General features: G+C 56.2%; 14 protein-coding genes. 6 read left to right on the top strand and 8 right to left on the bottom strand.

All coding sequences use genetic code 11. The features are described 5' to 3' along the window. Nucleotides 1–291: 291 nt before the first annotated feature. Both HY010_21285 and HY010_21280 read left to right on the top strand, forming a co-directional pair. The gene (locus tag HY010_21285; protein MBI3478272.1) at nucleotides 292–738 is read left to right on the top strand and encodes a hypothetical protein; all 447 of its coding nucleotides are present in this window, start codon (nucleotides 292–294) and stop codon (nucleotides 736–738) included. A 173-nt stretch (nucleotides 739–911) separates the two neighbouring features. Further along, nucleotides 912–2288 (top strand): amidase, encoded by a 1377-nt coding sequence (locus HY010_21280; GenBank protein ID MBI3478271.1) that lies wholly within the window; start codon nucleotides 912–914, stop codon nucleotides 2286–2288. Between the two features lie 189 nt (nucleotides 2289–2477). Here the strand turns inward: HY010_21280 and HY010_21275 are convergent, their stop codons facing one another. Further along, entirely contained in the window at nucleotides 2478–4493 is a 2016-nt protein-coding gene (locus tag HY010_21275; protein ID MBI3478270.1) for a Zn-dependent oligopeptidase, read from the bottom strand. Between the two features lie 236 nt (nucleotides 4494–4729). Between HY010_21275 and HY010_21270 the strand changes: the two genes are divergently transcribed. Continuing rightward, a complete protein-coding gene (locus HY010_21270; GenBank protein ID MBI3478269.1) occupies nucleotides 4730–5389 on the top strand; it encodes a hypothetical protein in 660 nt (219 codons plus the stop codon). A 102-nt stretch (nucleotides 5390–5491) separates the two neighbouring features. On the opposite strand, the gene HY010_21265 is transcribed toward HY010_21270, so the two are convergent. The 5 genes from HY010_21265 to HY010_21245 all read right to left on the bottom strand — a co-directional run bounded on the left by HY010_21265 (nucleotide 5492) and on the right by HY010_21245 (nucleotide 10456). After that, on the bottom strand, nucleotides 5492–7531 hold the full coding sequence (locus HY010_21265; protein ID MBI3478268.1) for a M13 family metallopeptidase: 2040 nt from the start codon (nucleotides 7529–7531) through the stop codon (nucleotides 5492–5494). 49 nt (nucleotides 7532–7580) lie between these two features. After that, entirely contained in the window at nucleotides 7581–8369 is a 789-nt protein-coding gene (locus HY010_21260; protein MBI3478267.1) for a DUF4097 family beta strand repeat protein, read from the bottom strand. A gap of 107 nt (nucleotides 8370–8476) precedes the next feature. Continuing rightward, the gene (locus HY010_21255) at nucleotides 8477–8923 is read right to left on the bottom strand and encodes a DUF2231 domain-containing protein (protein MBI3478266.1); all 447 of its coding nucleotides are present in this window, start codon (nucleotides 8921–8923) and stop codon (nucleotides 8477–8479) included. A 69-nt stretch (nucleotides 8924–8992) separates the two neighbouring features. Continuing rightward, nucleotides 8993–9325 (bottom strand): cupredoxin family copper-binding protein, encoded by a 333-nt coding sequence (locus HY010_21250; GenBank protein MBI3478265.1) that lies wholly within the window; start codon nucleotides 9323–9325, stop codon nucleotides 8993–8995. Between the two features lie 162 nt (nucleotides 9326–9487). Next, entirely contained in the window at nucleotides 9488–10456 is a 969-nt protein-coding gene (locus HY010_21245) for a metallophosphoesterase (protein MBI3478264.1), read from the bottom strand. Between the two features lie 92 nt (nucleotides 10457–10548). Here HY010_21245 and HY010_21240 point away from each other — a divergent pair, with 92 nt between their 5' ends. Continuing rightward, nucleotides 10549–11172: a sigma-70 family RNA polymerase sigma factor gene (locus HY010_21240; GenBank protein MBI3478263.1), complete on the top strand. Its 624-nt coding sequence runs from the start codon at nucleotides 10549–10551 to the stop codon at nucleotides 11170–11172. Beyond that, nucleotides 11169–11927 carry an anti-sigma factor gene (locus HY010_21235; protein MBI3478262.1) on the top strand — a complete coding sequence of 253 codons (759 nt, stop codon included), beginning with the start codon at nucleotides 11169–11171 and terminating at the stop codon, nucleotides 11925–11927. The genes HY010_21240 and HY010_21235 overlap by 4 nt, the downstream gene beginning before the upstream one ends. A gap of 182 nt (nucleotides 11928–12109) precedes the next feature. On the opposite strand, the gene HY010_21230 is transcribed toward HY010_21235, so the two are convergent. Next, nucleotides 12110–12832: a S24 family peptidase gene (locus HY010_21230; GenBank protein MBI3478261.1), complete on the bottom strand. Its 723-nt coding sequence runs from the start codon at nucleotides 12830–12832 to the stop codon at nucleotides 12110–12112. Between the two features lie 287 nt (nucleotides 12833–13119). Here HY010_21230 and HY010_21225 point away from each other — a divergent pair, with 287 nt between their 5' ends. After that, a complete protein-coding gene (locus HY010_21225; GenBank protein ID MBI3478260.1) occupies nucleotides 13120–14022 on the top strand; it encodes an IS1595 family transposase in 903 nt (300 codons plus the stop codon). Here the strand turns inward: HY010_21225 and HY010_21220 are convergent. Further along, complete coding sequence (locus tag HY010_21220) at nucleotides 14012–14650, bottom strand: hypothetical protein (protein MBI3478259.1); 639 nt, start codon at nucleotides 14648–14650, stop codon at nucleotides 14012–14014. The two genes, HY010_21225 and HY010_21220, sit on opposite strands and share 11 nt — an antisense overlap. Nucleotides 14651–14757 lie beyond the last annotated feature (107 nt).

Genomic DNA, 14757 nt, shown 5'->3' with positions numbered 1-14757 from the left:
GCGGGTCAACGAGTGCTAACGTCTGATTCCAACAGCCGCGCATCGGACGTACAATGATGCCCGGCTATGCGCTATCAGTTCCGATCGATTCTTCCAATCGCACAATTGTTTGTATGCCTTCTGGTCTTGTGGCCTGCAAGAAGCGACTTGCTGGGTAGCGTATTACTGGCAAAACGAACCTACGCGTCAACACACCAAGAAGAGATTCCACTCTCAGAGCAGCCACGTATCATCGTGTCGCCACAATGGACCGAGGGCCTGCAAGAACTTCATGCCGCAGAGAAAAAGGCAATGGGGCGTATGAGGGTGCCAGTCGTGTTGAATTTTCCAGTCGTGGTTGCTCAGTTGCCCTACCTCCTCATTCGACGCCGGGAATGGCTTCCCCAAGGAATGCTTCTTGGGGCGTGGCGTGCGTTGACCTGGCCTTTGGCGGGCCTTATCTTTTGGTGGCTCGCAGGCAGAGGAATCGATGCTCTGCTAGCGTCTTTTCGGTCCACCGTGCGTCCGCGACTCAACTGGATGGAAGTCACGTGGGCCAGCATTCTCCTACTAGTCGGTGCGATGACCCTCGTGGGGATTCTTACGACCACTCCAGACGATCGGCGCGACAGCGACTTTATGGCTCTCCTGTATGGCGGATTGCTCTGGGGAGTTCTGGCCGCTTTGACCATCACAGCACGCTTTCGTCAGTGGAGAAACGGCAAAAAGCAAAGCAGCGGGCTAACGTTGTCGGAGTAGCTGACGAAAACATCGCGATTTCATATGAAATTAGTAGAGGCGCCACGCCGCAGCCGTCGCGAGTTTCTTGCCAACTGGCGATGAGCCCCCTGCTGGCCGCCGCCGTCGGCGGTGATTCCCAGAGGGATCCGTCAACACAGCCTGTAAAATCTGTTCGGTCAAGTGAGGCCTTCGTGCGCACGACGATCCAAGAACTGAGCCGCCAAATTCGCGACCGTTCCCTCTCTCCTGTGGAACTCACGCGCAATTGCCTGCAACGCGTCGAAAGTCTAAATCCGAAGTTGAATGCGTTCATCACCGTGCTGGCGGATTCTGCGCTTGCCGATGCGCGACGCGCGGAAGCGGAAATTCAAAGTGGACATAACCGCGGGCCGCTGCACGGGATTCCGTTGGGGCTGAAGGACATCGTGGATACGGCCGGTGTGCGCACCACCGCAGCCAGCGCGCTGTTCAAGGACCGCATACCGCCGGAAGACGCCGAAGTTGTGCGCCGGCTTCGCGAGGCCGGAGCGATCATTCTAGGGAAACAGAATCTACACGAATTCGCCTACGGCGGAAGTTGCATGGTCAGTTTCTTCGGCGAAGTTCACAATCCCTGGGATACGGCACGCATCACGGGAGGTTCCTCAGGAGGCTCGGCGGCGAGTGTCGCTGCGGGTATGGGCATTGCCGCGATCGGCACGGATACTGCGGGCTCGATCCGCTTGCCGGCGGCGTACTGCGGGCTGGTCGGGCTCAAGGCGACGCATGGACGCGTCAGTGCTCGCGGCGTGATTCCACTCTCGTGGTCGTATGATCACGTCGGCCCGATTGCGGCGTCGGTTCATGATGCGGCGGCGATGTTACAAGTTCTGGCCGGTTACGATCCTGCCGATCCGGCGAGCGTGGACATGGCTGTGCCGGACTATACAGTTGCGATCGATCGCGTCCCAACGAAATTGCGCATCGGCATTCCGCGGGCATTCTTTTTCGAGGCACTCCATTCCGAGGTCGCGGCCGCAATCGACAAAGCAATCGAAGTGTTCCGCGGTCTTCGCGTGGAGATTCGTGAAGTGAAACTCGACGTCCCAACGGACCGCACGCTCTCGAGCGCGGAAGCGTACGCTTTCCACGAACCGTTTGTTGCCAAGACACCGGAACTCTACCAAGCGGCGACGCTGGGGAGAATCCAATCGGCCGCGAATACTTCGGCGGCGGCGGCATTGCGGGCGCGCCGCGAACTTGATGCTGAGCGGCATTCCATCCGCAAGATATTTGACGAGGTGGACATTCTGCTGACGCCTGCAGTGCCCGTACCGCCACCGGCGATTGCGGATCTGAAGGCCAAGCCTGAAACCCTGCGCCCGGCGGAGCTTCTCATGCTCCGCAACACGAGGCCTTTCAATGTGTGGGGACTTCCCACGATTTCGATACCGTGCGGATTTACATCCGACAAGCTTCCGATCGGATTGCAGCTCGCGGCGGCACCGTGGCGGGAAGAGTTGATCTTGCAGGTGGCGAGTGCGTATGAGAAGGCGACGGATTGGCACACGCGAACGCCTTCCGTCTGAGAATATCTCTTTCGCCCCTTCGGGGCTGCCGCTTGTCTCGCGTTACCCACGGCTTACGCCGTGGGCTGTAATCTTGCGCCGCTTCGCGGCTGGAACATGTCGGACGCCGCAAAATGTTTGCGTGCACCCGCGGACTGCTGAGCGCCAACTGGCATCTGCCTACTGAATGCTGAATGCTAACTGCTGCTCTTAAAATTCTTCTCCCATCCAGCCCTGGAATGCGGTCATGTTCTGCGGACGTCCCAGAAAGTTTTTTACCAGATCGTTCGCGGATACCGAGCCACCCGGTTCCAGCACAACCTTTCGATAACGCATGGGAGTCTCTCCTTCCAGCATTTTCTTCTGGTCGAACTGATGGAAGAAGTCCAAGGCAATCACTTTGTCCCACATGTAGGTGTAGTAGGCCGAAGAGTATCCGCTGAGATGCCCGAACGACGCGTACATGTGGGTGCCGGAAAGCGGCGTGAAAAGAGTGTAGCGTTCCGTGTCCGCGAGCGTGACGGCATCCAAGTCAACATCCTTGGGGTTGCCTTTGTAGAGATCGTAGGAAAGGGCGGTGTAGCTGACCTGCGCGGCAATCGAGTTCGCGCGCCCGAATGCTCCGGCGCGATTCATGCGCTCGACCAGTTCGGTCGGGATCGGCTCGCCGGTCTTGTAGTGATGAGCGAATGATGCCAGCACTTGCGGGCTGCGAATAAATTCTTCCAGCATCTGCGAAGGCGCTTCGCCGAAATCCGCTTCCATCGAGATGCCGCTAATCCCGGCCCAGGGCTGTTGCCCGCCGAGGATGTGGTGCATCAGGTGGCCGAACTCGTGGAAGAACACTTCCACGTCACCGTACTCCATCAATCCCGCATCACTCGCGGTCGGCTGCGGGAAATTGCAGACGAGAGTTGCTTCCGGCATTTGCTTGCCGCGGATACCATCCAGCACCTGGACCATCTCGGCGTGGCTGAACTTGCCAGGGCGCGGATGCATGTCGAGATAGAAACGCCCGACCATCTTTCCGTTGTCGATGACCTCCCAGGTCTCGACCGTTGGATCCCACGCCGGCACATTCATTTCCTGCTTGAAGGTCACGTGGAACAGTTGCGCAGCCGTATCCATGATGCCTTTTTTCACGCTCGGATATGGCAGGTAGGGGCGCACGGATTGGGAATCGAAGTTGTACTTCGAGCGGCGGAGCTGCTCGCGAATGAAGCTGGTCTCGTACTCCGAGATTTTCGTTGCGCCGGGATCGGCCTTCTGCTTTTCCGCCAACAGCATGGCGAATTCGCGTTCGGCCACGGGACGGGATGCGGCGTCCAGGTCGCGAATGAAATCGGCGATGTGCTGTCCGTTGACAGCCATTTTGTCGGCTGCGTTGTAGTCAGCCCATGATGCGTAGCCGAGCAGGGTCGCAATTTCGTAACGCGTCTGCATCATCTTCATCAGCAGATCACGATTCTTGGGATAGGCGCGGTTGTCGAATTCGGAATACAGGCGCTTGCGCAGATCCGTGCTCTTGGCGAATTTGAAGACCGGGAATGCGTCGGGATAGTCGGTTGTTATTTTGATTTTGCCGTCTGCGCCAGGTTTATGCCGGTCAATGTAATCCTGCGGCAGTCCGTCAAGTTCAGCGGCACTGGATATGTCCACGCTGCGCTGATCGTCGGCAATGTTGCGCTCGAACAGAGTCACTTCCCCGACGAGATCGTCATTGAGTTGTTTAAGGCGTGCGCGGGTAGCATCGTCTTTGTCCACGCCCGCCAAACGAAACTCGAGCAACTGACGCTGCACATAGTAACGGGTGACGGGATCGGTCTTGGAGAGATCCAGATCCGATAGCGCCTTGTAAACATCTCGATTCAACGATAACGCGGTGAGCACAGCGTTCGCTTTCTGCGTCATGGTGCTGGCGCGGTCGCGAAACGCGGCATCCGGATGCACCTGAAACATCAGGTTGGCGAGATAATTTCCCGTGTTGATCTGGCGGATCGCCTCGTCGTAGGGGACCAGCGTGTTCTCGATCGTCCTCGAGCCTTTCACGGCAACAATCTTGTCGATCGACTTCTGTCCGTCCGCCAACCGATCGTTCACGATCTTGTCGAAGGCATCTGCGTTGGGCCTGGTGGCCCACACGGTCGGTTGCGAGGCTGGTCCTTGCGCAAGCGCAACGACGGCCAGAAGGAATGTCAGGAAGAGAGCAATTGTGATTTTGGACATGAGAACCCCTTGGGACATGGCAGCCCCTGAACTCAGACGGATGAATCGGCAACAGGTGAGCGGCGGCGGCGATTTTGTGCCAGGAACGTTGCTTCGGGACACCCATTCCCCACCAAAACGGGACGATTTTCGGCCGGAGGCTCGCAAACCCAGGCGGGCGCGGATCGCGGTCCTCACACATCAGTTTTCCGGCGTGAATGTAAAATAGACGTTTCTTTCTGACAGGGGCTTCAAACATGAGCACACAATCCGCTGTTTCTCAAAAGACGATTTACGTCACGCAAAAAGGGCTTCCGCTCAGTTTCAAGCTGGAATGGCCGTTTCACCCATCAACCTCGGGCGCGGATTTTCACGTTCTGCATAGCGAGATAACGCTCGAAGGCTCCGACGGGTTGCGGGCACTGGTCGCAGTGAACCTGTCCGCTACGCTGCGGGAAGTGCTTCCTTCGATGGAGCCGAAAGACGCAGAGGCGCCGATCATCAACGCGCTCCGCAAAGATGTTGACCGCAAGCAGATTGAATTTGTGAAATCGGGGAAGCTGGTTCCGTTGCCGTTTTCCAGCCGGCACTATGACTTCAAGCGCAGCCAATGGGTATTCGGAAAAGCGACCGACGAGGATATGGTCCGAATGATCGAGCGCAAGGTCTACTGGCAGACTCGCCTGGTGGGTGGCGATGTGTGGCTGGGAGATCCAACGGAAGCACTCTATGTGCAGACGACTACCGATCATGTTGCCGGGATCGCGGCGGGGATCGCGCAAAAAGGATTGTTCACAATGGCCCGGCAGTACGCGACGGCGTTGCCCGCGCTGATGGATCAGAAAGAAAGATTCGAATCCGAGATGGCAAGCGCGTTGGGAGAGTTGGAGAGGAAGCACGCGTTCGAACGCGGATAACCGAAGATAGAAAAGGGCAAGGATGATCGCAGCGGTGAACCGCTGCGCAACCCAAGAGCAACGACGACGTTGCGGCCGGAGCCGCACCCTTTCAAAACACCCTCACCAGACGCGACACGATTTTTCCCGCACCATGGGCTGGCCCTGCTTGCACTGAAAGGCCTCGCGAAATTCGGGGAGATTGGATACGACTCCGTTGGCGCGATAGTTGTCGGGAGAGTGCGGATCGAGAGTGGCACGCAGGCGCTTCTCTTCTTCGCGGGTATTGGCGCACCAGCTCTGGCCATATCCGACAAAGAAGCGTTGCTCGGGAGTCAGGTCGTCGATGGGTTCGAGCTTTTGATTCCTGGTATCGCCCTTCCACGCTAGATAAGCCAGCAATGTGCCGCCCAGGTCGGCAAGATCTTCGCCGTTGGTCAGCTTGCCGTTGATCTTGATGTCGTCGACGATGGTATATCCGGAGTATTGGTCGACGACGCACTGGGCTCGCTCTTCGAAAGCTTTGCGGTCGGCCTCGGTCCACCAGTTCCGCAGATTTCCTTTTTCGTCGAACTGGCTGCCTTCGTCGTCGAAGGCGTGCGTCAGTTCGTGGCCCATCGTGGCGCCGGTGTTGCCATAGTTGGGAGCCGCATCGGACTTCGCGCTGAACAATGGTGGCTGCAGGATTCCGGCGGGAAAGTTGATGTCGTTTTTCTGCGGATCGTAGTAGGCGTTGACGGTGGGCGGAGTCATCGTCCACTCCCCGTGGTCAACGGGCTTGCCGATCTTGGCTAAAGTCCGGCGGATCTCAAACCACGCTGCGCGCTGTGTGTTCCCCATTTCATCGCCACGCACGATCGCCAAGGTGCTGTAGTCGCGCCATTGATCGGGGTAACCGACTTTGTTGGTGATGGATTGCAACTTGATCAGTGCCTGTTGGCGGGTCGCAGCGCTCATCCATGGCAGAGCCTGAATCTCACTCTGCATCGCGGCTTCGATTTCTTTGACCATGTTCACGGCTGCGAGCTTCGCGTCTGGACCGAAATATTTTTTTACATAGGCCTGGCCGAGAGCTTCGCCAAGGTCGTTGTCGATATCGTTCGTGCATCGTTTCCAGCGCGGCGGGAGTTCCTGGCGTCCGCGCAGCGTCTTTCCGTAGAAGCTGAAATTTTCCTGATCGAAGGCGGAGGAGAGATTACTGGCGGCGTTGTGCGTGGCATGCCAGCGCAAGTATGTCTTCCAGTCGGAGAGACTCTCCTTCTCGACCACTGCATTCATGGTTCGGAAGAAATCGGGAACAGCGACATTCAACGATTGGATCGAGCCCAGCCCATTCTTAGCCAGGTAAAGTTTCCAGCGGAAGGCCGGCGCGAGTTTCGTGAGGTCCTGCACGCTCATCCGGTGGTAGAGCTTTTGCGGGTCGCGACGGTCGACACGGGTGAGATGGCCCTTAGAGAGCGCGGTCTCGATGCGCAGCACCGTGGCCGCTTCGGCTGCAGCTTGCTCCGGCTTGTCGCCGAGCAATTCGAATATTTTCTGGACATGGGCCACGTAGGCTTTGCGAAGTTGTTGCGACTTGTCATCGTCCTTGAGGTAGTAATCACGATCCGGGAGACCGAGGCCGCCCTGGTCGGCTTCGGCGATTACTTCGGCGGAATTCTTGCCGTCCTGGGTCGATCGAAAATTGAGGAGTGGCCCACTGCCTCCGAGGGCGGTCGGGTACTGCGCGGTGGCGAGATATTCGGCGAATGCATTCTTCGTTTTCAGGTTGGCGATGCGTTTGAGTTCGGGCGCGAGGGGCTCGGCACCTTTCTTGTTGATCGCCGCTTCGTCCATGCAGGATGCGTAGTAGTCGCCGATTTTTTTCGCGACGGGGTCTGCGGGCGCTGTGCTGGCTTCTTCGAGGATCGTGCGCAACTGGGCAAGGTTCTCGTCCTGAAGTTTGCCGTACCCGCTCCAGCTGGACTGATCGGGCGGGATGGGGTTGCGCTTCATCCAGCCGCCGCATGAGTAAGCGTAGAAATCGACGCAGGGATCGACACTCTTATCCATTGACGACTGGTCGAGCACCGGTTGGTCTGGTGCGGGCGTATTCTGCGCGGAGAGAGAAAACAGAGAAACCAAGACGAGGGCCAGGAGTAACGCAAAATTCTTCAGAGACATTTTCTATTCCTTAAAGAAATCGGCGAACTCCAGACCCTAACATCGCGGGCTAGGATTTATCCACCGTAATCGATCCGTCACCGGTGTGGACGACGACCCGGTTGCCACCACCATTCAGCTTGCCGTGAACATCCTGGTTGTTGAACTTTCCTTCAACGGCGAGTGGAAGATTCAAAGTAATGTGGCCGTCACCGGTGTGAAGATCCATATCGGCAGCGAGATCGGTCGGGATTTCCAGGTTGACGCTGCCGTCGGCAGTTCGGACATCCCAGGAATGCGCAACCTGGGATCCACGCCGGACAGAAAGGGAGACGTGGCCATCGCCGGAAGTCACGTCGACCGAGTCAAAGCGTCCGGCAGCGCGGATGGAGCCGTCGCCGGTGCGCGCGCGCAAGATCCCGTCCGCGTCGTCGACTTCGAGACGACCGTCGCCGCTGTAGAAATCCATTTCACCTTTCAAATGGTTGACCGAGATGCGGCCATCGCCAGTCCGCAGAGAGACTTTGCCTTCACGCGGCATGTGGATCTCAACCTGCACGCGACGCCTGCCAACGTCGAGCACAAAATTGCGGTGCGGAAAGCGTACTTCGATTTCGACAGCATTGCCGGTCTGGCGTTCGAGAATCTTGATGCCGTTTTCGCCGATCTTCCAGTTCTCGGTGACGACATGGGCTTCAATTTTGTTCTGGTCCCAGGTATCGAGGCGAATGTCCGCGTCGGAGGTGTCGACGCGCAGCTGCGGAGCATGCTCGACGGCGTAAGTCTTATTCCACTCGTCGGCGCGAGCGACGGTTACGAGCAGAGCGGCTGCGAATAGGGTAATGGCGAAAGTGCGCATAGTCGGATTCTCCGGAACCTGGAGACATACGAGTACCCCAGGTAGTCAGACTTAGGTACGGAGCGTTGGTGAGGTTGGTTCCGGAGAAATTGTTGGGTTGAGCCAATTTAAGGGTGATTCACGCCGCTGAGGAAGCCCCCAAGATGTCCGGTCAGGATGACGAGAACCACAGCCAAGGCCTGCAGAGGCCAGCGAAAAGCTGGCAGGAGGCCATCGTGGCGGCGATGGCTGCGGCTGTGAATCCACGCAACGACGAGGATCAACAACGCAGAGGATGCCCCGAATAGGAGATGGAGAAGAAGGATTCCTTTGAGACGACGGCCTTCGAGTTCCCATTGCCAGGCCAGCAGTCCGGTTAGCGCTGCTGGGACGGCCGAGGCGGCAGCGAAGATGAAGTTGTAGCAGGCGGCGAGTGCCCATTCTCTGCGCCGAGTGATGGTGGCAACGAGATCGAACCCGACACCAGCGAGGAAGAGTGCAATCGGAAAATGAATGAGCACGACGTGTTGGGCGTGTTTCGCGGTCAGTAAGGCGTGGATATCCCAGGGATTCATTGTGGTTCTCCGGTAAGAATTTGGGACGGGCTGGTCCTTGAGCGTGCCAAGGTGCCCGTCCCGCGAGATTTATTCGACGATCACTTTCGCGGTCATCTTGGGGTGGATCGAGCAGAAATAGTTGTAAGAGCCGGGCTTGGTGAATGTGAAGGTGAATTTTTCGTCGGTGTCGAGAGCGCGCGACTTGAAGGTGGTCTTGTCGTCGCTGACGACGGTGTGCGGGATGTCATCCTGATTTGTCCAGGTGATTTGCGTGCCTGCGGGTACCGTGATTGTTTGCGGGCTGAAGCTGAAGTTGTCGATCTTGAGGGCGACAGGTGGATTGTCGGCGGCGAATGATTGTTGCGGTGACGCGATCACCAGCGTCAACAGCGTGAATGCGACTATTCCCAAGTACTTCATGCGCGATTTCATTTACTTCCTCCGTAAGATATTTTTCGTTTTGGAGCGAGGCTCCGCCGTGCAGCGTCGTAAGGACAGCAGGTCCTTCGCTTCGCTCAGGATGACAACTTCTCTTTTTCTTCTTTCTCTTTACTCTTCTCTCTTCTGGTTTTGTGGCGACCTTCAGCCGAGTGTTGAGTCGGTGATGGCGAGAGAGTGCTGGCCTTTCTTAAAGTGCACGTCGGTTACTCCCAGCAGACTGCGCAGTTGCTCGGCGGGGACTTTCATTGGACCGGGAGATGGTGCCGCGCCCGGCTTCGGTTGCGGGAATGCTGTGGAACATGCGGTATGAAACGTGATGTTCCCTTCCACTTTTTGCATGGTCTGATGGATGTGTCCGTTGAGAACGGTAACGGATCCAAAGCGCTTGAGATAGCCGAGGGCTTGAGCGCTGTCTTCGGTGCCCCAGCCCCAGTCGGGATAGATCGTCCACAGCGGAATGTGAGCGAAAACAACGATCGGCGTGCTCGACTTCAGGTGCCTGATATCGTCTTCGAGCCATTCGAGTTGATCGGCACCCAGTGATCCGAGGCCGCCCGCTTTCAGGTTGGCGACGTTGACGAGTCCAATGAAGTGCACGCCGTTCTTGTCGAAGCTGTACCAGCCGGAGCCCTTGCTGGATTTGCCGAAGCGATCGAGATACTGCTTGCCTTCGTCACCCACAAAATCGTGTTCCCCGGGAACGTAGAAGATGTCGGAAGTGTTCGCAGATTTCAAAATCTGCTCGACGTTATCGAATTCGGCGGGTTTGGCCAGGTGGCTGATGTCGCCGGTGTGGAGAATGAATTCCGGCGCGATGGGAAGCGCATTGATCTTATCGATCGCAGCTTTGAAGGTGCCGATCACGTCGGTGTTGGCCGGCTTGTCGAATCCCATGTGGCTGTCGCTGATTTGTACGAATGCAAGTTCTCCTTTGTGAATCTTGCCCGGCATGTTGCTGCCATGGCCGAGAGCGTAGCTTTTCAGGACTCCGCCTTCGAGGATGCAGAGAGCGCCGGTGCCGGCCCAAGCCATACAGCGCAGGAATCCACGCCGGTCGATGCCGTCATGCTGGTGGTCGAAGAGAATTTTGTCTTTGCCTGTTTGTGTCATATTTCCTCGGGGGATACGTAATTTGATGGATCGCTGCCGAAGGGGTCTTGTTGGCCCTGTTTCATTGCCTGCGGTGACAATCCGTCTACGGTATGAACCAGCGGGCTCTGGATTTATTCCGAAGAAAGAAAACTTTTCTGGCTGGGAATAAATCAGCAGCTCACTGGTTTACTCTTGTATGCGTGGCAGAGAAGCGGTCATCGGCGGTGTTCGAGCAGTTGGCAATGCCCCTGTTTGACCGGATGTACAACTTCGCGCACTGGCTGACGCAGAATCGCGACGAAGCCGACGACCTGGTGCAGGAAACCTACGTCAAGGCGCTCAAGGGGTTTGCGTCGTTTGAGCTGGGCACCAACTTCAAGGCGTGGATATTTCGCATCCTACGGAATACGTTTCTAAATTCGCGGACGGGGCTGAAAGCGGCAATGGTCCCGCTGGGCACGGAAGACGACGATCCAACGCTGCCAACGGAAACCGAAACGCCGGAAACGATTCTGATTGATCGATCGAATGAACGAGTGATGCAGCACGCGATCGAGGAACTGCCGGTTGTGTATCGCGAAGTGCTCCTGTTGTGCGAGGTGGAGGAGATGTCGTATCAGGAGATCGCTGCGACTCTGACGGTGCCGATCGGAACTGTGATGTCGCGGCTGTCGCGGGCGCGGAAGGCATTGCGCGTGGCGGTAGAAGGAAAAATGAAAAGGAGTCTGGCGTGACACACGGGACATGGCTGGCCCAACTCGATGCTTACCTCGACGGAGAGTTGGAGTCGCGGGCGATGCAGGAATTGGATCGCCATCTGCGGGAGTGTCCGGAATGCGCGGCGGAGAGCTTGCGCAGGCTGCAATGGAAACGGTCGGTACAAAGCGCGGGACGGCGTTACACGGCGGATGCGAGCTTGCGCGAACGCGTGCGCAAGGGCGTTGGAGGAGAACGATCAAACCGATTTTCCTTCTCGTGGCGGTGGGCATCATTTGCAGCAGTAGCCGCGATGGTGATAGTAGGGGTGGGTGGGTTCTTCATGCAGGAGAGTTCGCGGCGGGTGCGGGACAACCAGGTGATCAGTGAACTGGTTGACTTGCATGTATCGACGCTGGCTAGTGCATCGCCCGTAGATGTGGTGTCCACGGACCGGCACACGGTCAAGCCATGGTTTGAAGGGAAAATTCCATTCAGCTTCAATCTGCCGGAGTTACAGGGATCGCCATTCGAGTTAATCGGAGGGCGAGTCAGCTACCTGGAACAGTCGGCGGGCGCGGAGCTTATCTATCGCGTACGCAAGCATCAGATTTCGGTATTCATTTTCCAGGAACGGGCGGTGAATACAGGCTCCCGCTTGGGTGAAGGCACGGATGCGAGATCGTTTCATCTGGAAAGCTGGGCGCAGGGTGGACTGCGGTATTTCGTGGTCGGAGATGTTGGTGCGGAGGATTTGCGGGCTCTGAGGGAGTTGCTTAGCAAGGCTGGGTAGGCTTAGAGTTCCTGGCTAACACTTTGTTTCCCAGCAAATCGAAACCGTAGATCAACTGCAAAACTAGGCAACAACAAAACCAACAACAACTTCAACCCCAACACCAACCCCATCCCCAACCCCATCCCCAACCCCAACGGCAGCGGGCGGGGGCGCCCGCTCCACATCCATCCATCCATCGATTAGGTTTCTATTCCTACGTGACAGACGCGGCCGACTATGTAGTCGCCGGGTTTGGTTCCTTCTTCGATCGGCAGAACTTCCACTGGGTAGGCGGGGTTGTGAGGGCGCAGGACCAGGTTGGCGTTGGCCACTTCCACGTACTTGATGGTGCAACCCTGCTCTTCGTTCTTGCGGACGGCGTACATGTTCTGCTCGCCCTTGCGGTAGGGAGTGAGGGAGTTGTAATGGCGATCGATGAGCAGCGTAGCACCGGGGAGCATGCGGGGATACATGCTCATGCCCTCACGAGCGTCGACTTTGATCACGACGAAACGCTCCCAGGAATCGCGGTCGCCCTGCATGTCGTCACGAAGGCGGCGAAGGAAGGTTTTCTTGAATTTCAGGATTTCCTTCACGTGCATGCTCATGATGAGTGGTTCCTGCGCGGCGACCTGGGGGTCGGCGACTACGACGCTGTCGAATTCGTCGGCACTGGGAGCAACGATGGAGGCGCGCTTGTTCACTTCTGACGGGTCGAGGAGGTCGAGCACCGAAATACGCTGGACAGAAAGGACCTTGTCCATGCCTTCGATGCTGAGTCCGCGCTTGCGATTGAGGAAGTTAGAGATATGGGCCTGTTTGAATCCGGTCTGACCTGCGAGATGGAGGCCGGTGAGCTGGCCTTCGTCGATGCGCTGCCACAAGGCCTTGCGCAGGTTTTCCTGTAGAGTGCGGAATTTCATGGCGAGAGTATAACAGGCGTTATAGCACCAAGCTATTACTTAGATAACTACAACATCCACAAGGAAATAAAATTCTTGACCGAGATTATATACTTGACACAGGGTTGATCCATCCGCTATATTCCTTTCATGGACTTGCGGCTCACAGACTTAGCAGGCTTTTTGGGGGATTCGTTCTCCGCCAAAATGCGCTCTAGGGCCTTCCGAACAGGCCGCTTAAAAACCCGTTTCAACGCTTGCTCCGTAGTTAATTCGTGCGCTTTTTTCTTAGCCAAGGGATAACTCCAATGAAACCGCAAATGGACTTGATGAAGTTAATGGAAGCATTCGATACAGAGTCAGAATGCCGTGAGTATCTTGAAGGCTTGCGCTGGCCGAAGGGACTCTCTTGCCCGCGTTGCAGCGGTAAGACGATCTCCAGAATTGCGAAGCGCGACCAGTTTGATTGCGATTCATGCCGCTATCAGTTCTCCGTAATGAGTGGAACGATCTTCCATGATTCCCACTTGCCCCTTCCGAAGTGGTTTGCTGCTACGTATCTGCTCTGCGAGTCGCGCAAGGGAATGTCCGCGAATCAGATCAAGCGAATGCTTGGTATCTCTTACAAGACCGCGTGGTACCTCTGCCATCGCATCCGTGCGGCCATGACCGAAGTCGAACACAAAATGACTGGCGTAGTCGAGATCGACGAAACGTACATCGGCGGCAAGCAGCACGGTCACAAAGGCCAGCTTAAGAACAAGGCCGCTGTAATCGGTATCCGTGAGCGCAATGGGCATCTGCACTTCATTAAGGCCGAGAACGTGAATCAGGCCACAATCTACGAGATCATCAACCGTAACGTGGATACCTCGGTTGATGTAATCATGACCGACGAATCCAAGCTCTACAATTTCAACCTGACGAAGTACCGCAACATTCGGCACGAGAGCGTGAACCATAGCGCAGACGAATATGTCCGTGTCGAAGGCGATCTCTGCGTCACCACGAACGCGATTGAATCCGCATTCTCGTTGCTCAAGCGCGGGATTGTGGGAACTTGGCATCGCGTCTCTACAAAGCATCTCGGAGCCTACCTGCAAGAGATGACGTGGCGTTTCAACAATCGCAAGAATCCTTACCTGTTTCGGGACACCATGCTCAAACTCATTGCGTCATCAAATGTGGAATATAAAACCCTCACCGCATAACCCGTCTCTGGGAGAGCTGGATTTCTACTTGATAAAACGTCAGTGCCATATCAAACAGAAAATCTAGTTCATATTTCTTTCCCTTATAGTCATCGAATGTTAGCGAAAGTGGAAACTTGACATGATCGTGACCGCGCACATCACGAAAGAACATATCCTGAGGAAGTTGATCCCAAGCCTTTTTAGCTCCAAAGATAATCATGTCAAAGTCATCGCCATATTCAGGGGAAAAATTATCTCCTTCCACTTGAACAATAGGCGTATCCGTTTGTCCGCGTCCCAATAGTGGGAGTAATTTGAACGATGCTCTCGCGAACCCATCTCCTAAAGCAGCGTCCGCAATTTGCACGTTGTATGCATCTTTGTCGGGACTACGATTTTCAACCTTAAGTTGATGCCGATGCATTCCTCCCAGCGGCACATACAACAACCACAGCTCTGCCCCTTCGTCTTTTTGTTCCGCTCCAATTCGCGCTTTGTGCTCCAGGTATAGAGCGCGATAAACCGTGCCCACGAACAGGATGAAACAAAGACCGATAGCAGTTCTGCTATTAGGCCATGGAGGCAGCCCAATATAAGAAGCAACGTCGCCCGCCGCAAAAACCAGCGATGAAATCGCGAACGTCATCGATGAGTCCCAAAATTGTCGTAGAGTTGACATGGTTTTGGAGTATACCACCCTTGCGTGAAGGTGATAATCTCGTTCTTGACTAACAGTCAGTCGAGCTATAGTAT

The sequence above is a fragment of the Acidobacteriota bacterium genome, assembly GCA_016196065.1.
Taxonomy (GTDB): Bacteria; Acidobacteriota; Terriglobia; order Terriglobales; family Acidobacteriaceae; genus Acidiflorens.
This window is presented reverse-complemented; position numbering and strand designations above follow the sequence as displayed.